Annotated in this window: 25 protein-coding genes; 15 read left to right on the top strand and 10 right to left on the bottom strand. The window is 60.2% G+C overall.

Annotated features, from left to right (window positions below):
* Positions 1-103 precede the first annotated feature (103 nt).
* Positions 104-802 carry a response regulator gene (locus tag KGB21_RS15155; protein ID WP_223505563.1) on the top strand — a complete coding sequence of 233 codons (699 nt, stop codon included), beginning with the start codon at positions 104-106 and terminating at the stop codon, positions 800-802.
* 139 nt (positions 803-941) lie between these two features.
* On the opposite strand, the gene KGB21_RS15160 is transcribed toward KGB21_RS15155, so the two are convergent.
* Positions 942-1,982, bottom strand: a complete 1,041-nt coding sequence (locus KGB21_RS15160) for a patatin-like phospholipase family protein (RefSeq protein WP_034150182.1) — start codon at positions 1,980-1,982, stop codon at positions 942-944.
* A gap of 221 nt (positions 1,983-2,203) precedes the next feature.
* Here KGB21_RS15160 and KGB21_RS15165 point away from each other — a divergent pair, with 221 nt between their 5' ends.
* The 3 genes from KGB21_RS15165 to KGB21_RS15175 all read left to right on the top strand — a co-directional run bounded on the left by KGB21_RS15165 (position 2,204) and on the right by KGB21_RS15175 (position 4,334).
* Positions 2,204-2,482, top strand: a complete 279-nt coding sequence (locus KGB21_RS15165; protein WP_034150181.1) for a hypothetical protein — start codon at positions 2,204-2,206, stop codon at positions 2,480-2,482.
* Positions 2,483-2,602: 120 nt separating this feature from the next.
* Positions 2,603-3,361 (top strand): CHAD domain-containing protein, encoded by a 759-nt coding sequence (locus tag KGB21_RS15170; RefSeq protein ID WP_223505564.1) that lies wholly within the window; start codon positions 2,603-2,605, stop codon positions 3,359-3,361.
* Positions 3,362-3,536: 175 nt separating this feature from the next.
* The gene (locus KGB21_RS15175; protein ID WP_223505565.1) at positions 3,537-4,334 is read left to right on the top strand and encodes an acyl-CoA thioesterase; all 798 of its coding nucleotides are present in this window, start codon (positions 3,537-3,539) and stop codon (positions 4,332-4,334) included.
* Here KGB21_RS15175 and KGB21_RS15180 read toward each other — a convergent pair whose 3' ends face one another.
* The 3 genes from KGB21_RS15180 to KGB21_RS15190 form a co-directional block, all read right to left on the bottom strand.
* Positions 4,335-4,700 (bottom strand): terminase, encoded by a 366-nt coding sequence (locus KGB21_RS15180; RefSeq protein ID WP_034150178.1) that lies wholly within the window; start codon positions 4,698-4,700, stop codon positions 4,335-4,337.
* Between the two features lie 166 nt (positions 4,701-4,866).
* Positions 4,867-6,348, bottom strand: coding sequence for a methyl-accepting chemotaxis protein (locus KGB21_RS15185; RefSeq protein ID WP_223505566.1), 1,482 nt, complete (start codon positions 6,346-6,348; stop codon positions 4,867-4,869).
* A 205-nt stretch (positions 6,349-6,553) separates the two neighbouring features.
* Complete coding sequence (locus tag KGB21_RS15190; protein ID WP_034150176.1) at positions 6,554-7,363, bottom strand: TatD family hydrolase; 810 nt, start codon at positions 7,361-7,363, stop codon at positions 6,554-6,556.
* 236 nt (positions 7,364-7,599) lie between these two features.
* Between KGB21_RS15190 and KGB21_RS15195 the strand changes: the two genes are divergently transcribed.
* From KGB21_RS15195 to KGB21_RS15205, 3 genes are all read left to right on the top strand, one after another.
* Positions 7,600-9,021 carry a transglycosylase SLT domain-containing protein gene (locus KGB21_RS15195; protein WP_223505567.1) on the top strand — a complete coding sequence of 474 codons (1,422 nt, stop codon included), beginning with the start codon at positions 7,600-7,602 and terminating at the stop codon, positions 9,019-9,021.
* Positions 9,022-9,126: 105 nt separating this feature from the next.
* Positions 9,127-9,561 carry a DoxX family protein gene (locus tag KGB21_RS15200; protein ID WP_223505568.1) on the top strand — a complete coding sequence of 145 codons (435 nt, stop codon included), beginning with the start codon at positions 9,127-9,129 and terminating at the stop codon, positions 9,559-9,561.
* Between the two features lie 249 nt (positions 9,562-9,810).
* Positions 9,811-10,119, top strand: a complete 309-nt coding sequence (locus tag KGB21_RS15205; protein ID WP_034150174.1) for a hypothetical protein — start codon at positions 9,811-9,813, stop codon at positions 10,117-10,119.
* Positions 10,120-10,122: 3 nt separating this feature from the next.
* Here KGB21_RS15205 and greB read toward each other — a convergent pair whose 3' ends face one another.
* From greB to KGB21_RS15220, 3 genes are read right to left on the bottom strand one after another with little or no spacing between them, the layout of a single operon-like run.
* On the bottom strand, positions 10,123-10,620 hold the full coding sequence (greB, locus tag KGB21_RS15210; RefSeq protein ID WP_034150173.1) for a transcription elongation factor GreB: 498 nt from the start codon (positions 10,618-10,620) through the stop codon (positions 10,123-10,125).
* 34 nt (positions 10,621-10,654) lie between these two features.
* Complete coding sequence (locus KGB21_RS15215) at positions 10,655-13,159, bottom strand: ABC transporter permease (protein WP_223505569.1); 2,505 nt, start codon at positions 13,157-13,159, stop codon at positions 10,655-10,657.
* Complete coding sequence (locus KGB21_RS15220) at positions 13,159-13,842, bottom strand: ABC transporter ATP-binding protein (protein ID WP_034150171.1); 684 nt, start codon at positions 13,840-13,842, stop codon at positions 13,159-13,161. Before KGB21_RS15220 ends, KGB21_RS15215 begins: the two co-directional genes overlap by 1 nt.
* A 10-nt stretch (positions 13,843-13,852) precedes the next feature.
* Between KGB21_RS15220 and KGB21_RS15225 the strand changes: the two genes are divergently transcribed.
* The 3 genes from KGB21_RS15225 to KGB21_RS15235 all read left to right on the top strand — a co-directional run bounded on the left by KGB21_RS15225 (position 13,853) and on the right by KGB21_RS15235 (position 15,882).
* A complete protein-coding gene (locus tag KGB21_RS15225) occupies positions 13,853-14,458 on the top strand; it encodes an arylesterase (RefSeq protein WP_034150170.1) in 606 nt (201 codons plus the stop codon).
* Between the two features lie 56 nt (positions 14,459-14,514).
* Positions 14,515-14,808, top strand: coding sequence for a hypothetical protein (locus KGB21_RS15230; RefSeq protein ID WP_003226812.1), 294 nt, complete (start codon positions 14,515-14,517; stop codon positions 14,806-14,808).
* A gap of 102 nt (positions 14,809-14,910) precedes the next feature.
* Entirely contained in the window at positions 14,911-15,882 is a 972-nt protein-coding gene (locus tag KGB21_RS15235; RefSeq protein ID WP_034150169.1) for a L,D-transpeptidase family protein, read from the top strand.
* A gap of 124 nt (positions 15,883-16,006) precedes the next feature.
* On the opposite strand, the gene oprI is transcribed toward KGB21_RS15235, so the two are convergent.
* Complete coding sequence (gene oprI, locus KGB21_RS15240) at positions 16,007-16,258, bottom strand: outer membrane lipoprotei OprI (protein WP_003199355.1); 252 nt, start codon at positions 16,256-16,258, stop codon at positions 16,007-16,009.
* 638 nt (positions 16,259-16,896) lie between these two features.
* Here oprI and KGB21_RS15245 point away from each other — a divergent pair.
* Positions 16,897-17,184: a GNAT family N-acetyltransferase gene (locus KGB21_RS15245; RefSeq protein WP_020800382.1), complete on the top strand. Its 288-nt coding sequence runs from the start codon at positions 16,897-16,899 to the stop codon at positions 17,182-17,184.
* Positions 17,185-17,257: 73 nt separating this feature from the next.
* Here the strand turns inward: KGB21_RS15245 and KGB21_RS15250 are convergent, their stop codons facing one another.
* Positions 17,258-18,334, bottom strand: a complete 1,077-nt coding sequence (locus KGB21_RS15250; RefSeq protein ID WP_223505570.1) for a 3-deoxy-7-phosphoheptulonate synthase — start codon at positions 18,332-18,334, stop codon at positions 17,258-17,260.
* 128 nt (positions 18,335-18,462) lie between these two features.
* Positions 18,463-18,906, bottom strand: a complete 444-nt coding sequence (locus KGB21_RS15255; protein WP_223505571.1) for a PilZ domain-containing protein — start codon at positions 18,904-18,906, stop codon at positions 18,463-18,465.
* On the opposite strand from KGB21_RS15255, the gene KGB21_RS15260 reads away from it, so the two are divergent.
* The 4 genes from KGB21_RS15260 (at position 18,905) to KGB21_RS15275 (ending at position 21,772) form a co-directional block, all read left to right on the top strand.
* The gene (locus KGB21_RS15260; RefSeq protein WP_223505572.1) at positions 18,905-19,291 is read left to right on the top strand and encodes a thioredoxin family protein; all 387 of its coding nucleotides are present in this window, start codon (positions 18,905-18,907) and stop codon (positions 19,289-19,291) included. The two genes, KGB21_RS15255 and KGB21_RS15260, sit on opposite strands and share 2 nt — an antisense overlap.
* Positions 19,288-20,289, top strand: a complete 1,002-nt coding sequence (locus tag KGB21_RS15265; protein ID WP_052321281.1) for a putative 2-dehydropantoate 2-reductase — start codon at positions 19,288-19,290, stop codon at positions 20,287-20,289. Before KGB21_RS15260 ends, KGB21_RS15265 begins: the two co-directional genes overlap by 4 nt.
* Positions 20,270-21,175 (top strand): 5'-nucleotidase, encoded by a 906-nt coding sequence (locus tag KGB21_RS15270; protein WP_034150165.1) that lies wholly within the window; start codon positions 20,270-20,272, stop codon positions 21,173-21,175. The genes KGB21_RS15265 and KGB21_RS15270 overlap by 20 nt, the downstream gene beginning before the upstream one ends.
* Positions 21,176-21,268: 93 nt before the next feature.
* A complete protein-coding gene (locus KGB21_RS15275) occupies positions 21,269-21,772 on the top strand; it encodes a universal stress protein (RefSeq protein WP_034150164.1) in 504 nt (167 codons plus the stop codon).
* The last annotated feature ends 58 nt before the right edge of the window (positions 21,773-21,830 follow it).

The raw sequence follows: 21,830 nt of genomic DNA on the forward strand, positions 1-21,830 counted from the left end.
ATCGCCAGCAAGCCAGCTCCTGCGGACCATTTGCGTACCAGAATTGAGCGTTGAAAGTGAAGCCTGATACCCTTTGGAGCTCTCCCAGTTGCGACCGGAAACCATGAGCCAGACCGCGACCATTTTGGTCATCGACGATGAACCGCAAATCCGCAAATTCCTGCGCATCAGCCTCGTTTCCCAAGGCTACAAAGTGCTGGAGGCTGGCACCGGCACCGAAGGGCTGGCCCAGGCCGCGCTGAACAAGCCGGATCTGCTGGTACTCGACCTCGGTTTGCCGGACATGGACGGCCAACAAGTGCTCAGCGAGTTTCGCGAGTGGTCGACGGTGCCGGTGCTGGTACTTTCGGTTCGGGCCTCGGAAGGGCAGAAGGTCGAAGCCCTGGACGGCGGCGCAAACGACTACGTGACCAAGCCGTTCGGCATTCAGGAATTCCTGGCGCGGATTCGTGCGTTGTTGCGCCAGGCGCCGGTGGGTGAGGCACAACAAGCGGCGCTGACTTTCGGCCCGCTGACGGTGGACCTGGCCTATCGCCGGGTGTTGCTCGATGGCACCGAAGTCGCGTTGACCCGCAAGGAATACGCGGTGCTGGCGCAACTGGCGCGGCATCCGGGGCGTGTCATCACCCAGCAACAATTACTCAAGGATATTTGGGGGCCGACCCACACCGAGGACAGTCATTACCTGCGAATTGTGGTCGGGCATTTGCGGCAGAAACTGGCGGATGACCCGACCGCGCCGCGGTTTATCGTGACCGAGGCGGGGGTTGGGTATCGGTTGTTGAGCGAGGCCGGGCTTTAGGTTTGTGTTGTCCGGGCGGACGCCATCGCTGGCAAGCCAGCTCCCACAGGATCTGAGGTGTGCACAAATGTTGGGCTCACCTCAAAATCTGTGGGAGCTGGCTTGCCAGCGATGAGGCCCTCTCTTGCACCCGAGAATCTCAGGAATCCCGCTCGCTCTCGTACCGATCCAGCGTATCCCGCGCAATTTCCCGTCCCAGCGCGATCAATTCCGGCGCCTTGTAAAACTCGAAAAACCGGCACACCCGCTTCGGCACGTTGATCAGAATATCTGGCGGATACCCGGCAATCTTGTACTGCGCCAACGAGGTCTGCATCACCTCGAAACTCTGGTTGATCAAGTCCAGTAATGACGCCGGCCCGACGTTATCGATAATGAACGAACCGGTGGCTGACTTCGGCGCGCCCTCGCGTTCAGGAGCGGCTGCCGGTTGTTGCGCTTCGGGTTCGGCGGATTCGATCCAGGGGTTGATCTCGGCCGCGTCTGCCAACAACGCTTCCTGTTCCAGCCGCAGCAACTGCTCGGCCTGAGTGCGCCGGAATGGCATTTTCGAGCCGAGGGAGTTGATCAGGCTGTTGAAACGACTCTTGAACGCGGCGGGGCGCTGGATCACCGGTAACTGGTAGTGACGCTGGTTGGTGGAGTTGAGGTTGACCGCGATGATCAAATCGCAATGGCTCGACACCACCGGCACGATCGGCAGCGGGTTGAGAATGCCACCGTCCACCAGCATTCGATTGCCCTGCATCACCGGGGTAAACAGGCTGGGAATTGCCGCCGAGGCGCGCATTGCCTGATGCAGGCAACCTTCCTGGAACCAGATTTCCTGCTGGTTGGTCAGGTCGGTGGCCACCGCCGTGTAGGGAATGCGCAGGTCTTCGATATTGATTTCGCCGACAATCTTGCGGATCTGCCCGAAGACTTTTTCCCCGCGAATCGCCCCGAGGCGAAAACTGACGTCCACCAGGCGCAACACGTCGAGATAATCCAGGCTCTCGATCCAGTCGCGATAATCGTTGAGTTTGCCGGCGGCATAGATCCCGCCGACCACTGCACCCATCGAGCAACCGGCGATGCAGGCAATGTCGTAGCCGCGCCGTTCGATCTCCTCAATCACTCCAATATGGGCATAACCACGGGCTCCACCTGAGCCCAGCACCAGTGCGACACGCTTCTTCATGAATCGCCCTCGTTTGAATGGTTCAACAATGCACCCATCGAGGGGCGTGCTTCAATCGTTAAGGTCGTTCGGCGATTGGGTTGCGTCGTTTTTTCGATACTCCATGGTGGCAGAAGAATATTCTCGCGGGCGCTATAGTTGCGCTGGCGATGGACGGCACTTTTCCCGTGCCAGACCGTCCTACCTGCACGAATGTTTGACCTATCTTTGAGGTGTGAGTGATGAAAGCCTGGATCTGTGTGCCATTGATTGCCCTGGCACTTGCCGGTTGTGCCGGTAAAACCGCTTACCGTGACAGTTGCGGCAGCAACCTGGACGCCGCGTGGCATGAACTGGACCTGGCCAAGGCGGAAGGTTTTGCCGGGACCGTCAGCTACTCCAAGGCCCTGTCGCTGCTGACCGCGGCCAAGACCCAGCAGCAGTTTGAAGGATTCGAAGGCTGCACCAAGAAAGCCGAGAAGGCACGTTTCTATATTCGTGAGTCTCGCGCAGGGCGCTAACTGAACTGTAGGCGCCGGCCTGCCGGCGATTGGCCCTCGAATATCCCGCGACCCTGAGATCGCTATCGCTGGCAAGCCAGCTCCTACAGGGTTGGAAGTGTTGTTTACGGAGTAAACGCCATGATCGACCGCTTGGTAGCTCACGTCCTGGGCCTGGAAGTTCGTCTGTTGGCCTGTCAGGCGCGTTTGAACGCCCGTACCGACCCTGAAGCGTTGCACGACCTGCGCACTACGGTTCGCCGCATGCGCAGCCTGCTGCGGCCATTGCGCGGCTTGCCCGGTGTTGAACAGCTGGAAGCGGCGGCGTCTCATGTCGGTGATCTGACCACGCCGTTGCGCGATCGCGAAGTGCTGGCGGCGTACTTGCTCGAGCACGATCAACCCGAAGCGGCACAGCGGCGCATGGCGCAGATGGCCGAAGCTTATCCGGCGGTGGCGGCGAGCACCGAGCTTGCGCAATTGTTGTTGATCTGCGACGCGTTCCCGCGGTTCCTGCGGGCCGCCCAGCGTCAGGGACTGCTCAAGGGGCTGCGCAAGCAAATCGAAAAGCGCCTGGGCAAGCAATGGAAGAAACTTGATGAAGCCCTGCACGACCCGGCCCACGACCGTCATCGTTTGCGCTTGCTGATCAAGCGTGTGCGCTATGGCATCGAGGCCTACCCCGAGCTCGATCGCCTGCCGAAACCGGCGCTGCCAAGGCTCAAAGCGGCGCAAGGCGCCTTGGGCGATTGGCACGACTGCTGGCAATGGCTGGCCATCGCCGAACACGAAGCGGATCTGCAGCCCTGCATCGCCGCCTGGAAAACCACCATGGCCGAAGCCGAACAACGCGCCGACCGTGTCCTCGACAAACTCATCAAGGCTTGCTTCAAGTCCTGAACCCACCGCGATCCCTGTAGGAGCTGCCGAAGGCTGCGATCTTTTGATCTTCGCCGCAGCCATCGGCAGCTCCTACACGGCTCATCTGTCAGTCAATTTGGCCGGAATAATCACTGTGCCAACCTCGCGGGCTGGTTAAGATCCTTTCATTCATATTTCTGCCCTTGAGGTTTTCATGCGCTTTTCCGATCTGCTCGACGCCGTCCGCCGCCAGCCCTTGGAATTGTCTATCCCGGCCGGATGGGCGCAGGGGCGCGCCAGTTTCGGTGGCCTGGTGGCCGCCTTGCAGTACGAAGCCATGCGCGCGAAGGTGCCGGCGGATCGTCTGGTGCGTTCGCTGGCGGTCACATTCGTGGGGCCGGTCGAGCCAGAAGTACCGGTCAGTTTTGAAGTCGATGTGTTGCGCGAAGGCAAGGCTGTCAGCCAGGTGCTGGGTCGGGCGATGCAGAAGGGCCAGGTGGTGACGTTGATCCAGGGCAGCTTCGGCGCCTCGCGTCCTTCGGAAGTGGCCGTGTCGGCTGAGCCAGCCCCCGAAATGAAGCACTGGGACGACTGCCAGGAATTGCCGTACATCAAGGGTGTGACGCCGGAATTCATGCGGCATCTGGCGATGCGCTGGAGCGTCGGTGGTCTGCCGTTCACCGGCAACACATCACGGCAGATGGGCGGCTGGGTACGTTTGCGCGGTGATGTGAAGGAAGAAGCGCTCAGCGAGTCGCACATCCTGGCGCTGGTAGACGCCTGGCCGCCGGCGCTGATGCCGTTTCTGAAGAAACCGGCGATGGGCAGCACGCTGACCTGGACCATCGAATTCGTCCAGCCGTTGCTCGAACTGAGCACGCTGGACTGGTGCAAATACCTCGTCGAAACCGAGCACGCCGCCGACGGCTATGGCCATGCGGCGGCGAAGTTGTGGGATGCGCAAGGTCGCTTGATTGCCATGAGTCGGCAGACGGTGACGGTGTTCGCCTGATCAGTGACGACGGTGGCGCTCACGCCAGGCGCGCCACCAGCCACCGCTGAGAAAGAACCGTGGAAAAGTCAGGAACTGTTCGACCAACAGGCGTGACACCGCATCTTTACGATCGGTGAACGGCTCCGAGGCCTGCACCTCCAGGCTGTGGCCATGACGTTGCAAGCCCAACGCGGCCAGCACGCCGATCACACCGATAGCGATACTGGCGAACTTCAGGCCGAACACGCCGGTAACAATCAACAGAAACGCGACGATGAACAGCGGCACGGCAATCAGGTGCAACACCAGATTGGTCGGGTGTTGGTGATTGTTCGGGTAGGCACGCCATTGCCAGGCGGGAAGGTTGGGGTGACGTTTACCCATGATGCTAATCCTCGATCCATGTTGAACACATTGATTGAAGAATAGGCCCGGCCGAGGCGGGCGGCGAATCAAGGTTGGCTATCAGCGCAATAGATCTGATGGGCAGAAAAGATCGCACGGCAGCAACGCGATCCCTGTAGCTGCCGCAGGCTGCGATCTTTTGACGCTAAAGCTTCAATTGCCCGATGGCCTTGCTCAACTCGCCAGCCAATGCCGCCAATTCATTACTGGTCGTCGCCGAACTCACGGTCTGCCGCACGGTGTTTTCGGTCACATCACGAATGCTCACCACCGCCCGGTTCATCTCTTCCGCCACTTGGCTCTGCTGCTCGGCCGCCACCGCAATCTGCGTGTTGCTTTCACGCATCTGCGCCACCGCGCCGGTGATTTCCGTGAGCGCCACGCCAGCCTCTTGCGCCTGCTGCACGCAGTCGTCGGCCTTAAATGAACTCTCCTGCATGAAATCCACGGCGTCCCGCGTACCGGCCTGCAATGCGGCGACCATCACGGTGATTTCGTCAGTGGACGTCTGTACGCGCTTGGCCAGGTTACGCACTTCATCGGCGACCACGGCAAAGCCGCGCCCCATTTCACCGGCCCGGGCCGCTTCAATCGCGGCGTTCAGCGCCAACAGATTGGTCTGTTCGGCAATGCTGTGAATCACACTGACCACGCCGTTGATCTTCTGGCTGTCTTCGGCCAGACGCTGAATCATCTCGGCCGTCTGCTGCACCCCGGTGGACAAACCGGCAATCGACTTCTGCACCCGCATCACCACTGCCTGCCCGCTGCCGGCCAGAGTGTCGGCGGATTGCGAGAGGTCGCGGGTGGCGCCAGCGTGCTGGGCGATGTGATGGACGGTGGCGGTCATTTCGTTGATCGCGGTGGCGGCCTGATCGGTTTCGCTCTGTTGGCCGAGCATGCCGTGGCGCACTTCATTCATGCTCGATGCCAGCCGTGCGGCACCATCATCCAGCTGCCGGGCGGTGCTGGCGACGGTGTTGACCACGCGCTGATAACCGGCCTGCATGGCGTTGAAGGCGTTCGCCATCTGCCCGACCTCATCGCTGCATGTCAGCGGCACCCGGGCTGACAGGTCGCCGCTTCGCTCGACGTGGAGCATCACGTCTTTCAAGGTGTTGAGCTGACTGAGCAGGAAGCGGATCAGCAATTGTGAAGCGCCAAGCATCGCCAGCATCAGAATGAACACTGCCACCGCGTAATGGGTAAAACGTTCGCCGAACACTTGGCTGAGGCTTGGGCCATGGGCAATGACCGCGACCTGCTGGCCGTCCGCGCGAGTGAACACCTCGGCGCCGAGCAGCAGGTTGTCACCGAATAACGGCATTGGATTGATATCGACCCAGCCCTTTGCATCGCTGAGTTCCAGGATCGACTGCCCATTCAGCGACGGTGCGTGCCCGCGACTGAATGTCAGCACGTTATCGACTTGGGGCAGCGGCTGCCCGGCAGGCCAGGCGCTGAGCAATTTAGCCTGGGCCTGGGCGGATAGCTGGGCGGCATGGCTGCGGGCCTGTTGTTCGAGCTGTACGGCGAACAGCACCAAAAGCAGTGTGGTCACGAAGGCGACGGCATTCACCGCCCAGAATTTGTACTTAAGCGAGATATTGCTAAGCCAGGCACCCATGGAGGTCTTCTCTGATAGCGGAAACAGCATTGGCAAGGTGCCAGCATCTTGCCGCTATCCAGAAAGCCAAATCTTGATATGGATCAACAGGCAACCCATCAACCTGTGGGAGCGGGCTTGCCCGCGATAGCGATGTATCAGGCGCTGACGATGTTGGCTGACACTACGCCATCGCGGGCAAGCCCGCTCCCACAGGGATTCATGGTTACTGAGGAATTATGGGCAACCCATAAAACGCCCGTGCACACGCGGTGGTGTGCGCCGCCAGATCTTCCTCGCTCTCCCCGCGATGCAGCGCCACTTCGCGCAATACTTCGGTCAAAAACGCCGGCTCATTACGACCATTCTTCGGCTTGGGCCGCAGGCTGCGCGGCAGCAAGTACGGCGCATCGCTTTCCAGCATCAGGCGGCCGCGTTTGATTTCCTTGACCAGCGGATGCAAATGGGTGCCCCGGCGCTCGTCGCAGATCCAGCCAGTAATGCCGATGTGCAAATCCATGTCGAGGTAACTGAACAGTGCTTTCTGTTCACCGGTGAAACAGTGCACCACCGCTGCGGGCAACTGGTCTCGGTAGTCGCGAAGGATGTCCAGCAAGCGCTGACTGGCATCGCGCTCATGCAGGAACACCGGCATTTGCAACTCGACCGCCAGTGCCAAATGTTCTTCGAGGACTTTTTCCTGCTGCGGGCGCGGCGAGAAATCGCGATTGAAATCCAGCCCGCATTCACCCACGGCCACCACGTTCGGCTCCTTGAGCAAACTGCGCAGACGTCGTGCGCTGTCGGCGTTCCAGTCGCTGGCCGCGTGGGGGTGAATGCCGGCGGTGGAGAACAGCCGTTGAGCGCTTTCATCCAGTTGCTGGCACAACTCCAGCGCCTGTTCGCTGCTCTCGACATGGGTGCCGGTGAGCACTAATTGGCAGACCCCGGCGGCGTAGGCACGGTCGAGTATCGCCTGGTGCTTGTCGGCAAAACTGGGGTTGGTCAGGTTGACGCCGATATCGATGAGTTGCATGGTGCTACCTCGGACCAAAGGCCGGAAAGCATATCAGAGCTGTAGATTTATAAGAAAAGCCAAGAACTACAACGAGTTATGGCTGTCTCTTGAGGCCGCGGGGCAGGGCAGGGTGGTTAATGTGCCATCACTGTGCCAGTCTTTCGCACTTTGCAGGCGCTTCAAGCGCTCTGTTTCTGTCGATTGATTTCATGAACGCAATCATGTGATCGACCCGAATTCTTTCCGGAGAGTGGATGATTCGTCCCTCGGTTTTGCTACTGCTGTGTTGTTCGCTGCTGCTGCCGATGTCGGCGGTCGCGCGTCTGCCCGGGCCGCTGCAAGCCGTGCCGGCGAGCAAGGTGCGCGACCTGACGGAAATTCGCAGCAGCCGCGTGCTGCGGGTGTTGGTCAACCAGAGCCGTAACAGTTCTGGCGAAGTCCAGGGCCAGGCCATCGGTGTCGAGTACCACCGCTTGCGCGCCTTCGAGCAATACCTCAACGGCCACGCCCGTGACGGTCAGGAAATTTCCCTCAAGATCATTCCCAAAGCCAAGGATCAATTGCTCGGCGCGTTGCAACGCGGCGAGGGTGATCTGGTGGCGCCAGGAGAATTGCTGGATCTGCGAGCGGGCTATGCCGTCAGCACCAGTGAACCGATTGCCAGCGACATTCCGTTGGTCCTGGTGGGCATCAAAGGCGAGCGTCGTTATACCCGCCTCGAACAGCTGTCGGGAAAAACCCTGGCGCTACCCACCGGCAGCGCCGCCGGGGATGCCGTCAGCCAGATCAATCAAAAACTTGCCCTGCACAAACTGCCGCCCGTGACGGTGGAGTGGGTCGACCCAAGCCTGGCGGTCGAGGACGTGTTGGAGATGGTCCAGGGCGGGATTTTCCACCTGACCATCGTCGAGCAACCGATCGCCGAGCGCTGGGGCAAGATCCTGCCCAAGTTGCGTATCGATCGACAGGTGCTGATCAGTGAGCCGGGCGAGGAATTCTGGTTCGTGCGTCGCGATGCATCGATGTTACGCGCCAGTATCGACCGCTTTCTTACCACCTATAAAAAACCGTCGGATCAGGACGTCGCGTTCCTGCGGATCTATCGGCGTCTCTATCAAGTGCACTATCCATTGGCAAAAGCCGATCGACAGCGTCTGGAAAAGCTTCGGCCGGTTCTGCAGAAACACGCCGATGCCCAAGGCATGGACTGGCTGAACCTGGCAGCGCTGGCGTTCAAGGAGTCCGGGCTGCAATCCACCGCCCGAGGTAATGGCGGGCCGACCGGCCTGATGCAGATCACCCCGTCAGCGGCGCAGCGAGTAGGGGTCAACAACATTCAGGAGCTGGATGCGAACGTGCAGGCCGGGGCCAAGTACCTGGCGATGATTCGCCGCAAATTCTTCGCCAGTCCGAAACTCAACGAGCGCGAGCGCATGGCGTTCGTGCTGGCGGCCTACAACATTGGGCCGGAGCGGGTTCAAGGAATGCGTGCCGAGGCACGGCGGCGGGGCTTGAATCCCAATCAGTGGTTTTTTCAGGTCGAGCGCATTGCCATGGAGCAGGTGGGAATGGGACCTGTCAGCTATGTTAATAGCGTGAACAAGTACTATTTGGCGTTCGATCGGGAGCGAGAGTCGTTGGAGCCCCAGGGGCAAAAGGTTGCTCTGCGGAAGTGATCGAATAAACAGATGTGTTATAGCGGTTTTTTGCGCTTTAAATATTATGTTTACTGATTAATATGGCGACCAATCCCAACACACTCTCACAATGGATGACACAGCATGAGCTCACTGATCAACAAGGTTCTGTTTACCCGCGCTGGCTACGGCCTGACCGTTCTGCGAGTTTTCGTCGGTGTCATTTTCGCTGCCCACGGTTCGCAGAAACTATTCGGGGCGTTCGGTGGCTATGGTCTGGCTGGCACCGCGCAGTACATGGAAAGCATCGGCCTGGCGCCGGGCTACCTGATGGCGACGCTGGCGGGCGGCACCGAATTCTTCGCCGGCCTGGCATTGATCATTGGCTTGCTGGTTCGTCCGGCGGCATTGGGCCTGACCTTCCTGTCGCTGGTGGCGATCTTCTCGGTGCATATCAGCAACGGTTTGTTCATGGCCAACAACGGTTATGAGTTCGCCCTGGCTCTGCTGGGTGGCAGCATCGCGGTACTGATCGAAGGCGCCGGCAAGCTGTCGGCCGACCGCGCCATCGCTGGCTGACCGCTCTGGCTCAACGAAAAGGCCCGCATTACGCGGGCCTTTTTTGTTGCGCGTCATTCTTGACACTGTCCGGTCAGCTTCTCTAGGATGCTGCTCATGCGCCGATTTAAACAGCTACTTGCGGGGCGCCAGGTGACTCATCCAGTTGCCGATAGAAGCTTGGAAACAGGCTTTGAAATACCGCTAAAGCGCTGGTTCGGTGTTGCCTCTCACCTGCCATGCAGACTTTTGAGGCAGAGACACGACACGATGAATGCACTAAGCCCCGTTGTACGCCCCGCGCCGATCACGGCACATCTCACCCAGCGCAATCCCAAAATCCTGCTTGGCGGTAAACACCAGCCGACGCTCCTGCGCTACCTCGATGGCTGGCCACGTCGTACCGGTGGGCCGGCAGCGTTCCTGATCCAGTTTGTCGAAGACGGTGAGTCCCTGGCGCGCTTTGCCAGCGACAGTTTCGACCTGGCGGTGATTCAATCGCCCAGCTTCGAAGATGCCCCGGAAATGATCAAGCAACTGACCCGCGTTGCCCGACAAGGGCTGATCACCCGCCGTTAAGGCCTAGGGGTAGTCGATCGCCACGATATACACACATTGTTCGCCGGTTGGCGTCTGGACCCGAACTTCGGCGTCCAGAGCCTTGCCGATCAAGGCGCGCGCCAGCGGCGAATCGATGCTGATCAGGCCCTGTTTCAAATCCAGTTCATCCGGCCCGACGATGCGATAGCGCGACTCTTTGCCGTCCTCATCCTCGATGGTGACCCAGGCGCCGAAATACACTTTGTTCGGGTCGCTGGGTTTTTCGCTGACCACCTTGAGGGCTTCCAGGCGTTTGGTGAGAAAACGCACGCGACTGTCGATTTCGCGCAGCATCTTTTTGCCGTAGGTGTACTCGGCGTTTTCCGAGCGATCACCCTGGGCCGCCGCCTCGCTGACCGACTGCGTCACTTGCGGTCGGCGCACATGCCAGAGCTCGTGAAATTCGGCGCGCATCCGCGCTTCACCTTCGGGGGTGATCAACGCGGTGCCGGCGGTGCGGGGAGGGCGATAACGGCTCATGGCGACTTCTTGGGATTGAGAAGGGTTGAGTCTATCAACCCTCGCGCAACACTGTCAGCGGGCTGGCGTTCAAGGCTCGACGGGTGCCGAACACACCCGCACCGCCGATCAGCACCGCGCCGATCAGTGGCAGCACCAACAGCCACGGATGCGGATGCCAGGGCAGGTCAAAGGCGTAGCGGTAAAGCACCAGGCTCACCAATTCCGAGCCCAGTGCCGCCAACAATCCACTGACCGCGCCCAGCAGGCCGAACTCGATCCGCCGCGCCTTGACCAGCAATTGCCGTTCCGCTCCCAACGCCCGCAGCAGCGCACCCTGGCGGATGCGTTCATCGAGCGTCGCTTGCAGGCCGGAGAACAGCACCGCCATTCCCGCCGCCAACACAAACAACAACACGTACTCCACTGCCAGTGTGACCTGGGCGAGGATGCTGCGCAGCTGCTCCAGCAAGGCCTCGACTTGCAGAATTGTCACCGCCGGAAACGACCGGGACAGATCGACGATCTGCTGATCATGACCCGCCGCCAGATAGAAGCTGGTGAGGTAAGTCGCCGGCAGATCCTTCAGCGTGCCGGGCTGGAAAATCATGAAGAAATTCGGCTGAAAGTTGTCCCAGTTGATCTCCCGCAGACTGGAGACTTTCGCCTCGCGATTGACCCCGCCGACGGTAAACACCATATGGTCGCCGAGCTTGAGCTTCAGGCTTTCAGCGACTTTGCCTTCCACCGACACACCGGGGATTTCATCCGGTGGCTGCTCCGGCCACCAGTTGCCCTCTGTGATCTTGTTGCCCGCTGGCAGGTCCGCTGCCCAGGTCAGGCTCAAATCGCGCTGGATCGCCCGATCACCCGCCGACTCTTTGCTGACGATTTGCTGCACCGGTTCGCCGTTGATGCTGATCAACCGTCCCGGCACCACCGGGTACAGCGGAGCTGATTGCGCCGACAGTTCCATCAGGCGATCTGCAAAGGCCTGTTTGTCCGCCGGAAGGATGTTCAGCGCGAAATAGTTCGGCGCGTTCTTCGGTAACTGGTTCTGCCAGGTGTCCAGCAACTCACCGCGAAGCAAGGCGATCAATGCCATCGACAACAGGATCAGACCGAACGCCAGGGACTGTCCCGCGGCGGCCAATGGATGGCGCAGCAGTTGACCCAACCCCAGGCGCCACGGCAGGGAGGCGCGGGCGAGCATGCGCCGCAGGCTTTTCAGCAGCAGCAAGAGCAAACCGCCGAGCACCAGCGCCGCGATCACGCCGCCGCCGAGCAGGGCGAAGGTCAGCAGCAGGTCCAGGCTCAGGCGCCACATGATCAGCCCGAGGGCGCCCAACGCTGCGCCGTAGACCATCCATGTACTGGAAGGGATAGGCAGCATGTCCCGGCGTAAAACGCGCAACGGCGGAACCCGACCCAGCGCTGCCAGTGGTGGCAAGGCAAAGCCGGCCAATGCCACCAGCCCGGTGCCGATCCCGGCGATGGCTGGAAACAGTCCGCCCGGTGGCACATCGGTCGGCAGCAAATCGTGAAGCAAGGCAAACAGCCCAAGCTGCGCCAACCAGCCGATGACCGCGCCGCTGAGGCTGGCGAGCAGGCCGAGCACGGTCAGCTGCAAACTGAACAGCACCATGGTTTCCCGGCGCGACAGACCCAGGCAACGCAACAGCGCACTGGCATCGAAGCGGCGAGTGGCGAAACGCGTCGCCGACAGCGCCACCGCGACACCGGCCAGTAACACCGCGACCAGACTGGCCATGTTCAAGTAACGCTCGGCCTTGCCCAGCGCGCCGCCAATCTGCCGGTTGCCGTCGCGGGCGTCCTGGATGCGCTGGTTGGCGGCCAGACCGGGTTTGATCAGTTGGCGATAGGTTTCCAGCGCCTCGGCCTTGCCGCGCCATAGCTCGCGGTAACTGACGCGGCTGCCGGGTTGCACCACGCCGGTCGCCGCGAGGTCGTCGAGGTTGATCAGCACCCGGGGCGTGAGGCTGTAGAAGTTGCCGGCACGGTCGGGTTCGTAGGTCAGCACCCGCGCCAGTGTCAGGGTTTTCATGCCGACATCGATGTTGTCGCCGATCTTCAGATTCAGCGCCGTCAGCAAGCGTGCTTCGACCCAGGCTTCACCGGGTTTCGGTCCGCCTCCGGGCACTTCCGTGGCGAATGGGGCTGGGGCGCTTTTCAGTTCGCCGCGCAACGGGTAGACACTATCGGCCGCCTTGATGCTGGACAGCTGGATGCCGTTGTCCGTGGCGATGACACTGGAGAACTCCACCACTTGCGCGTGTTCGAGTCCCAGCTCGGTGCCACTTTTGATCTGTTCGGGTCGTGCCGGTGAACTGCCTTCGAGCAGCAGGTCGGCGCCGAGAAACTCGGTGGCGCGCAGCATCATGGCGCCGTTCAGGCGGGCGCCGAAGTAGCCAATGGCGGTACTCGCGGCCACGGCGACCAACAAGGCGAAAAACAACACGCGCAACTCACCGGCGCGGGCGTCGCGCAGCAGTTGGCGGATGGCGAGGCTGAACAGGCGCAACAGCGGCAGGCGTGCCATCAAGGCTCCAGAGGGGCGACCAGCAGGCCGGCTTCAAGGCGGATCAGGCGCCGGCAGCGATGTGCCAGGCGTTCATCGTGGGTCACCAGCACCAAAGTCGTGCCGCGTTCCTTGTTGAGTTCGAACAGCAGGTCACTGATGCGCTCGCCGGTGTGGCTATCGAGGTTGCCGGTGGGTTCGTCGGCGAACAGCACGTCGGGCTCGGCGGCAAACGCGCGGGCAATCGCCACACGCTGCTGTTCGCCGCCGGAGAGTTGGCGTGGCGAATGAGTCAGGCGTTGGCCCAGGCCGACCCGTTGAAGCAACTCGGTGGCGCGTCCTCGGGCATCTTTGCGGCCATCGAGTTCCAGCGGCAGCATGACGTTTTCAAGGGCGTTGAGACTGTCGAGCAGCTGAAAAGACTGAAAGACGAAACCCACATGCTCGGCACGAATGCGCGCGCGCTGGTCTTCATCGAGGTTGCTCAGGCCTTGCCCGGCGAGGGTGACTTCGCCGCTGCTCGGCAGGTCGAGGCCGGCCAGCAGGCCGAGGAGGGTGGATTTGCCGGAACCGGAAGCGCCGACGATGGCCAGGCTGTCGCCCTTGTTCAGTTCCAGGCTGAGTTCGTGCAGGATAGTCAGTTCACCTTCCGCGCTGGGGACCACTTTGCTGAGGTTCTTCGCGGTGAGAATGCTTGCGCCCATGGAGAATCCGATGCGTGTGTGGTTTTTGAGTGCTGGCCTGGCCTTGATGTGCATGGCCCAGAACGCAGCGGCGGGTACAGTCCTGATCGTTGGCGATAGTATCAGCGCCGGTTTCGGCCTGGATACCCGCTTGGGGTGGGTGTCGTTGCTTGAACAACGGCTCAAGCACGAAGGTTTCGACGATAAGGTGGTCAATGCGTCCATCAGCGGCGACACCAGTGCCGGAGGCCAGGCGCGGCTGCCGGCGCTGCTTGCAGAGCATAAGCCGGAGCTGGTCATCCTTGAGTTGGGTGGCAACGATGGACTGCGCGGACTGCTGCCAACGCAATTGCAACAAAATCTTGCTTCGATGATCGACAACGCTCAGGCCAGTGGCGCCAAGGTGCTGCTACTCGGCATGCAGTTACCGCCTAATTATGGCGTGCGATACACCAAGGCCTTCGCTGACGTTTACAGCAATCTGGCGAGCGACAGGAAAATCCCGCTGGTGCCGTTTTTTCTCGAAGGCGTGGGCGGTCATCCGGACTTGATGCAGGCCGATGGCATACACCCGGCGGCCGGGGCTCAGGACAAGTTGCTGGATAATGTCTGGCCTACCTTAAAACCGCTGTTATGACTCTTTTCTAGGCGCGGGCTTTCGGCTAAGGTGGCGCCCCCGATTTGGAGCCCCCGATGCCGCGTCCCGCCTGGTCACTATTTGCCTATCAACTGATCGAGCCTGACGAACAGCTGGATCTGTTCGCCTGCCAGGAAGTGCGGGTGCATCTGGTGACGCGTCAGCTGGAACTGGGTGGCTCGGCCGACCGGACCTTGTGCGGCAGCCTGTTGCCGGCACAGCCTCGCTGGTCGAGCGTCGATCGCCGGGTGTTCCAGGACCAGCGCCTGTGCTCCCTGTGCCGGGCCATTCTCGAGTCGCAAAAACGCGGCACATCGCCGATCTGGCCGGAACTGCGTTTCGAGCTTTAAGGGCCAAAGATAGCAAGCTATCGGCCAACTCCCCGAAATTCCAGGCGGCGGTGTACAATCCCGCGCCTATACCCTCTGTTGATCATGCGAAGGATTTTCCGGATGTTGCCGCGCTTTCCTGCCGTCACCCGCTGCCTGACACTTGCCGCCCTCTGTGTAGCAGGTCCCGCCGCAGCATTGGAGCTGCCCCTGCCACCGCCCGGTGAAGACATCGTCGGCCAGGTGCAAGTCATCAAGGCCAAGTACGAAGATACCTTCGCTGACCTTGGTACTGCCTACGACCTGGGCTATACGGAGATGGTCGCGGCCAACCCTGGCATCGACGCCTGGTTGCCGGGTGCCGGTACCGAAATCATTCTGCCGACGCGTTTCATCCTGCCGCCGGGCCCGCGTGAAGGCATCGTGATCAACCTGGCTGAATACCGTCTCTACTACTACCCGAAAGGCAAGAATGTGGTCTACACATTCCCGCTGGGTATCGGTCGTGAGGGTTGGGGCTCGCCAATCGCCCACACCACCATCACTGCAAAAACGCCTAACCCGACCTGGACCCCTCCAGCGTCGATCAAGGCAGAGCACGCCGCCGACGGTGACCCGTTGCCGAATGTGGTGCCGGCCGGCCCGGATAACCCGCTGGGGCCGTTCAAATTCAATCTGGGCACGCCTGGCTACCTGATCCACGGCTCGAACAAGAAGTTCGGCATCGGCATGCGTACCAGCCACGGCTGCTTCCGGATGTTCAACAACAACGTGCTGGAAATGGCGAGCATGGTGCCGGTCGGTACGTCGGTGCGGATCATCAACGACCCGTACAAGTTCGGCGTGAGTGGCGGCAAGGTCTATCTGGAGGCGCATACGCCGCTGGACGATAACGGCAACCCGTCGGTGGTCGACAAGCACACCGCCGTGATCAATGCGATGCTCAAGCGTGAAGACATCACTAACAACCTGCGCATGAACTGGGATGTGGTGCGTGACGTTGTCGCTGCCGAAGATGGTTTGCCGGTGGAAATCGCCGTGCCGAATACTTCGACGTCGATGGTCACGAGTGCACCGATCGATCCGCTGCAGTAATGCTTGAAAAGAACCCGCCGAAGCTGACCGCTTCGGCGGGTTTTTTATGGCCAGGACAAAACCCCAGGCAATAAAAAAGCCGACCCAAAAAATGGGTCGGCTTGATAACAATCCCGAAGGATTATTACTTGCGGCTAGCTTTGTCCAGCATGCGCAGAGCACGCTCGTTAGCTTCGTCAGCAGTCTGTTGTGCTTTTTGAGCAGCAGCCAGAGCTTCATCAGCTTTACGGTAAGCTTCGTCTGCACGAGCCTGGGAGCGAGCAGCTGCGTCTTCAGTAGCGGTCAGACGTGCTTCGGTTTCTTTCGATGCGCTGCTGCAACCGGTAGCCAGAACTGCGGCCAGAGCCAGAGCAGAGAATTTCAGAACGTTGTTCATCGTGTTCCCCTTCAAGGACTTTCCATTAATTAGCTATCTCCTCAGAGTGAGGAATTAGCCGGCGTACATACTACCCATTACTTGTCGTAAGTAAACTGACGTAAAGCAAGAAGCAAAAAAAATTGTAGGCGTTGATTCTTTTTCGAGCAACTTTTAACTGCGTTGTTTAAAAAATATCCAGCTACAAGGCCCGATCTGAGCGAGCCGCCAAGGAAAAGTTCCCCACGCTAGAAGCTCTTTTTTCCAGCCTTGGCTAAGTCCGCCTAGATGGATTCGTCTACACTTTTGTTCGGATTTTGCGCGATGCCTCTCATATCTTTCTCCATGTTCTGGTGACTTTAAGATAGAGCGCTCGTCTTAAGTCTCAACATCCGGCAATGTTCAGGCTATCGACCTCGGGGAATCTTCGGTCGACGCCGTTCCTGCGTGCCCCGGAGCAGCACCCGCCAACCTGCGTGATGACGAGCGTACCTTGAGCATTTTTGCCAATGGTGCCTACTATTTGTACGTGCTCGGTTGCGCGAGATTGGTGCAGCTCTTCTCGGTGTCGATTCAGGCACGGGGTGGCGTAGATGTTCCTTCGCCGGAAAAACATCGGTAAGGTAGGGGTCGGAATCCAAGACCCGCGAGGAGTAGTGATGAGCGAGGCGTTGTCCATCCACCATGACCAGGCTGGTCATCAGTTCGAGACCAATGTGGACGGTCATCGTGCCTACCTGACGTATATGGATCTGGGAAAACAGACCCTGGATATCTATCGCACGTTTGTACCCAACGCACTGCGTGGTCGTGGCATTGCGGCGGCACTGACCGAGCAGGCGCTGCAGTACGCCGAGGAAATGGGTTACACCGTCATTCCATCGTGCTCCTACGTCGAGCGCTACATGGAGCGTCACCAGCGGCACGCCGCCAAGCTGAGCCAGTGACCTGCAATAAAACGAACGCATAAAAAAACGCCGGGTTTAGCCCGGCGTTTTTTTTGTCTGGCGAAAAGCGCGATCAGGTGCGAGCGCGTTTCGGCAGCACTTCCTTGAGCTTGGCATGCATGCTGCGCAAGGTGTTCTCAGTGGCAGTCCAGTCGATGCAGGCATCGGTGATCGACACGCCGTATTGCAGGTCGGCGAGGTCTTTCGGGATCGCCTGGCAGCCCCAGTTCAGGTGACTTTCAACCATCAGGCCGATGATCGACTGGTTGCCTTCGAGGATCTGGTTGGCGACGTTCTCCATCACCAGCGGTTGCAGGGCCGGATCCTTGTTGGAGTTGGCGTGGCTGCAATCGACCATGATGTTGGGCTTGATCTTGGCTTTGTTCAGCGCCTGCTCGCACAGGGCAACGCTGACCGAATCGTAGTTCGGTTTGCCGTTGCCACCGCGCAGCACGACGTGACCGTACGCATTGCCCTTGGTGGTGACGATCGACACGCCACCTTCCTGGTTGATGCCGAGGAAGCGGTGCGGGCTGGAAACCGATTGCAGGGCGTTGATCGCGACGGTCAGGCCGCCGTCGGTGCCGTTCTTGAAGCCGACCGCCGAGGACAGGCCGGACGCCATTTCACGGTGAGTCTGGGATTCGGTGGTGCGCGCGCCGATGGCCGACCAGCTGATCAGGTCCTGCAGATATTGCGGGGAGATCGGGTCGAGGGCTTCGGTGGCGGTGGGCAGGCCCATTTCGGCCAGGTCCAGCAGCAACTGACGACCGATGTGCAGACCGTCCTGGATCTTGAACGAGTCGTCCAGGTACGGGTCGTTGATCAAGCCTTTCCAGCCGACCGTGGTGCGCGGCTTCTCGAAGTACACGCGCATGACCAGATACAAGGTATCGGACACTTCCGCGGCGAGAACCTTCAGGCGCTCGGCGTATTCGTGCGCGGCCTTGATGTCGTGGATCGAGCACGGCCCGATCACCACGAACAGGCGGTGGTCGGTGCCATCAAGAATGTTGCGAATGACTTCGCGGCCCTTGGTGACGGTGCGCAGGGCAGCGTCGCTCAGCGGGATATCGCGCTTGAGCTGGTCGGGAGTGATCAGCGTCTCGTTGGAGGCGACGTTTAGGTCGTTGATCGGTAAATCAGCCATCGTTTACTCGTCAGGTCACGGGTGCCGGCCGCCAGCGAACCCGCGCGGCGGAGCACAGCAAATTAAGCGCGTCGGGGAGCCGAACCTTAGCGCGTTACACCGTGGCTCGACAATGGGCAGGCAGCGCTTTAATCCAGCATTGACTGCGCAAATTGCCTGTGGACCGTGTCTTGGGAGAACTCGTCGGCATGTTCCTGGACCCATTCAAGGGCCAGGGCCTGAATCTCCTGCAGGTCGTTGTGCGCATCGTGTTGGCGGCAGTAGCGTTCGATCTGGCAAACCTGCTCGCCCATCCGGGCGCTGAACAGCGTCTGCTCATCGACGAACGCGATGCCCACCAGATAGCCATGCTTGCGTCGCAGACACCACGCGACATAGCCCAGGATGCGTAAACCCGGATTCAAGGTCGGCATGCGCACTTCGAGCGCCGTGCCGTGGCGCCAGGCGCGGTGATAGTTGCAAGCCATGCCCCCGAGGCTGGTAGTGTGCAGCTGTTGCCGTGAAATACACTCAGGTGTCAGCAACGTTAATTCGACGGGCACATCGTCAGGATGAGGAATAAAACGTCCCATGAACACGGACTCCCTGTGTCGGCCATCTGACATTCTTTCCCGCAGTATAGTGGTCGAATTGGAACTGACCGATTTCGACGCCGACCAACGGCTGCTGACGATGAGCGGTGTATCGCTGGTGATTTTCACCAGCGTGGGTTGCTCCAGTTGCCGTTTTGCCCATGAGCAGTTGCCGGCACTCGGTCTGGACGTCGATCGATTGTGCTGGATCGATGCCGGAAACAACGGCGGGGTGGTCGAGCGGTATCAGGTCTTTCATTTGCCGGCGCTGTTTGTGGTGCGCGACGGCGAGTTCTTCGGGGCATTGCATTCGCGCCTGACGGCCACCGAACTCAATCGGGCGGTCCGTCAGGCGTTGAGTCGAACAGCAGAGGAGTTGCCATGATGGGGGCAGTTGCCAAACCGACTATCGGTATTATCGGGACCGGTGCGATCGGTGGTTTCTACGGCGTGATGCTGGCGCGTGCCGGTTTCGATGTGCACTTTCTGTTGCGCAGTGAATTTTCCGCCGTCGCTGAACGCGGGCTGCATGTAGACAGTGCGCCCTTTGGCGCCATGACCTTGAATCCGGTTCAGGCCTATTCAACGGCCGAGGACATGCCGCCGTGCGACTGGCTGCTGGTCGGGGCGAAAACCACCAGCAATGCGGACCTGGCTCCCGCCATTCTTCAGGCCGCTGCGCCGAATGCCAACGTGCTGTTGTTGCAAAATGGGCTGGATGTCGAAGACAGCCTGCGCGAGTTGCTTCCCGATTCGCTGCATGTTCTGGGCGGGCTCTGCTATATCTGCGTGCATCGTGAAGGGCCTGGCGTGATTACCCATCAGGCACTCGGCGCGGTGCATGTCGGCTACCACAGCGGTCCTGCCACCGACGAAGCAACGCGTGCAGCGATTGTCGAGGAGGGCGTTGGGCTGTTCCGTGCCGCGGGCATCGACTCACAAGGCATGGCGAACCTGCATCAGGCGCGCTGGCAAAAACTGGTCTGGAATATTCCCTATAACGGTCTGTCGGTGTTGCTTGGGGCGGGCACCACGCCGTTGATGGCCGATACGGATAGCCGGGAAATGGTCAAGGCGCTGATGGCCGAAGTGGTGCAGGGCGCAATCGCTTGCGGCCACGACGTGCCAACGGGTTATGCCGAGCACCTGTTCATGATGACCGAGAAAATGCCCGATTACTGGCCGAGCATGTACCACGACTTCCTGCACAAGCGTCCGCTGGAACTGGCGGCCATTTACGCTCGTCCACTGGCGGCTGCCAAAGCGGCAGGCTGTGAGATGCCGCGCATCGAGGCCTTGTATCGCAGTTTGAGTTTTATCGATCGACGCAACCGCCAGGTCGATTTACCTGAGGGGGAAGGGCATGGCAAAGACCATCGATGACAAGCTGGTGCTGGCGATTTCTTCGCGCGCACTGTTCGACTTGAGCGAAAGCCACAAGGTCTACCTGTCGAGCGGCGTCGAAGCCTACCGGCAATATCAGATCGAACACGAGGACGAAATCCTTGAGCCCGGCGATGCCTTTCCGTTGGTGCAGAAACTCCTCAACCTCAATGCCAGCCTCGGCCGCGCCCGGGTCGAAGTGGTCCTGGTGTCGCGCAACAGTGCCGACACCGGGCTGCGCGTGTTCAACTCGATCCATCACTATGGGCTGGCGATTTCCCGTGCGGCGTTTGTCGGTGGGCGCAGTCCTTATCCGTACCTCAAGGCCTTCGGTTGCGACCTGTTTCTGTCGACCCATGCCGAAGACGTGCGCAGTGCACTCGACGCCGGGTTTGCTGCCGCGACCATTCTCTCGGGTGGCGCCAGCCGCGCCGCCAGCGATGAATTGCGCATTGCCTTCGACGGTGATGCCGTGCTTTTTTCCGACGAATCGGAGCGCGTCTATCAGGCCGGTGGTCTGGAAGCGTTCCAGGCCAGTGAGCGGGAAGCGGCGCGCGAGCCATTGCGCGGCGGACCGTTCAAGGGCTTCCTCGCCGCGCTCAATCTGTTGCAGCGCGAGTTCCCCGATGACGCCTGTCCGATCCGCACTGCGCTGGTGACGGCGCGTTCGGCGCCGGCCCACGAACGGGTAATCCGCACTTTGCGCGAATGGGACATTCGTCTGGATGAGTCGCTGTTTCTCGGCGGCCTGACCAAATCGGCGTTTCTCGAAGCGTTCGCCGCCGACGTGTTTTTCGATGATCAGGCCGGTCATTGCGAGTTGGCCCGTGAAGTGGTCGCCACCGGCCATGTGCCCCATGGCATAAGCAACGAGCTAAAGGTTTAAGCCCACGGTTCAACGCGTTACGCGGGCCGTCGTACTCGCCAAGGCACTGCTAAGCTGAATCAAATCTCCGTCATGTCGGCACAAGGAGGTCATATGATTCACTCGATGCTGTATGCGACTGACCTCGGCCTGTACGCACCCGTGGTGATGCAGCACGCCCTGGAACTGGCCCGGACATTCAATGCCGACCTGTACGTGGTGCATGCGGTTGAACCCATGGGATTGTTTGCCGAATCGGTGCTACAGAGCTATCTGGACGAGCAGGCGCTGAACGAATTTCATAGTCAGGGTCTGAACACGGTGATCGCCAATATCGAGCAGCGGGTGCTCGACAGTTTTCGCGAGGAACTGGGTGAGGAGGGTGCGCAGGACCTGAAGCGGATTCAGGCGGTGCGGGTGCTGCAGGGCGATCCGTCGCAGGTGATTCTCGACCAGGCGCAGAAACTCTCTGTGGATTTGCTGATCCTAGGTAGCCACAGCCATGGCGCCGGGGCGGAAACACCGTTGGGCCGGACCGCCGCGCGGGTGTTGCAGCTGTCCAAGGTGCCGGTTTACCTGGTGCCGCTGGTGCAACGTCGTCGCCAAGGGGATCGCTAGAGCACGAATAGTGGCAATCTGATAAAAAGTTCTAGATTTATTCTTCAAACCATTAATA

This window comes from Pseudomonas sp. GL-RE-29, from assembly GCF_019947275.1.
Classification (GTDB): domain Bacteria; phylum Pseudomonadota; class Gammaproteobacteria; order Pseudomonadales; family Pseudomonadaceae; genus Aquipseudomonas; species Aquipseudomonas fluorescens_A.

Coding starts and splice junctions, on each gene's coding strand:
- KGB21_RS15190 (WP_034150176.1), bottom strand. CDS start 7,363: ATGCAACTCATCGATATCGGCGTCAACCTGACCAACCCCAGTTTTGCC.
- KGB21_RS15160 (WP_034150182.1), bottom strand. CDS start 1,982: ATGAAGAAGCGTGTCGCACTGGTGCTGGGCTCAGGTGGAGCCCGTGGT.
- KGB21_RS15180 (WP_034150178.1), bottom strand. CDS start 4,700: ATGGGTAAACGTCACCCCAACCTTCCCGCCTGGCAATGGCGTGCCTAC.
- greB (WP_034150173.1), bottom strand. CDS start 10,620: ATGAGCCGTTATCGCCCTCCCCGCACCGCCGGCACCGCGTTGATCACC.
- KGB21_RS15270 (WP_034150165.1), top strand. CDS start 20,270: ATGGCAAAGACCATCGATGACAAGCTGGTGCTGGCGATTTCTTCGCGC.
- KGB21_RS15255 (WP_223505571.1), bottom strand. CDS start 18,906: ATGGGACGTTTTATTCCTCATCCTGACGATGTGCCCGTCGAATTAACG.
- KGB21_RS15220 (WP_034150171.1), bottom strand. CDS start 13,842: ATGGGCGCAAGCATTCTCACCGCGAAGAACCTCAGCAAAGTGGTCCCC.
- KGB21_RS15250 (WP_223505570.1), bottom strand. CDS start 18,334: ATGGCTGATTTACCGATCAACGACCTAAACGTCGCCTCCAACGAGACG.
- KGB21_RS15275 (WP_034150164.1), top strand. CDS start 21,269: ATGATTCACTCGATGCTGTATGCGACTGACCTCGGCCTGTACGCACCC.
- KGB21_RS15200 (WP_223505568.1), top strand. CDS start 9,127: ATGAGCTCACTGATCAACAAGGTTCTGTTTACCCGCGCTGGCTACGGC.
- KGB21_RS15230 (WP_003226812.1), top strand. CDS start 14,515: ATGCCGCGTCCCGCCTGGTCACTATTTGCCTATCAACTGATCGAGCCT.
- KGB21_RS15195 (WP_223505567.1), top strand. CDS start 7,600: ATGATTCGTCCCTCGGTTTTGCTACTGCTGTGTTGTTCGCTGCTGCTG.
- KGB21_RS15265 (WP_052321281.1), top strand. CDS start 19,288: ATGATGGGGGCAGTTGCCAAACCGACTATCGGTATTATCGGGACCGGT.
- KGB21_RS15155 (WP_223505563.1), top strand. CDS start 104: ATGAGCCAGACCGCGACCATTTTGGTCATCGACGATGAACCGCAAATC.
- KGB21_RS15225 (WP_034150170.1), top strand. CDS start 13,853: ATGCGTGTGTGGTTTTTGAGTGCTGGCCTGGCCTTGATGTGCATGGCC.
- KGB21_RS15260 (WP_223505572.1), top strand. CDS start 18,905: ATGAACACGGACTCCCTGTGTCGGCCATCTGACATTCTTTCCCGCAGT.
- KGB21_RS15215 (WP_223505569.1), bottom strand. CDS start 13,159: ATGGCACGCCTGCCGCTGTTGCGCCTGTTCAGCCTCGCCATCCGCCAA.
- KGB21_RS15245 (WP_020800382.1), top strand. CDS start 16,897: ATGAGCGAGGCGTTGTCCATCCACCATGACCAGGCTGGTCATCAGTTC.
- KGB21_RS15165 (WP_034150181.1), top strand. CDS start 2,204: ATGAAAGCCTGGATCTGTGTGCCATTGATTGCCCTGGCACTTGCCGGT.
- KGB21_RS15170 (WP_223505564.1), top strand. CDS start 2,603: ATGATCGACCGCTTGGTAGCTCACGTCCTGGGCCTGGAAGTTCGTCTG.
- KGB21_RS15185 (WP_223505566.1), bottom strand. CDS start 6,348: ATGGGTGCCTGGCTTAGCAATATCTCGCTTAAGTACAAATTCTGGGCG.
- KGB21_RS15235 (WP_034150169.1), top strand. CDS start 14,911: ATGTTGCCGCGCTTTCCTGCCGTCACCCGCTGCCTGACACTTGCCGCC.
- KGB21_RS15205 (WP_034150174.1), top strand. CDS start 9,811: ATGAATGCACTAAGCCCCGTTGTACGCCCCGCGCCGATCACGGCACAT.
- KGB21_RS15175 (WP_223505565.1), top strand. CDS start 3,537: ATGCGCTTTTCCGATCTGCTCGACGCCGTCCGCCGCCAGCCCTTGGAA.
- oprI (WP_003199355.1), bottom strand. CDS start 16,258: ATGAACAACGTTCTGAAATTCTCTGCTCTGGCTCTGGCCGCAGTTCTG.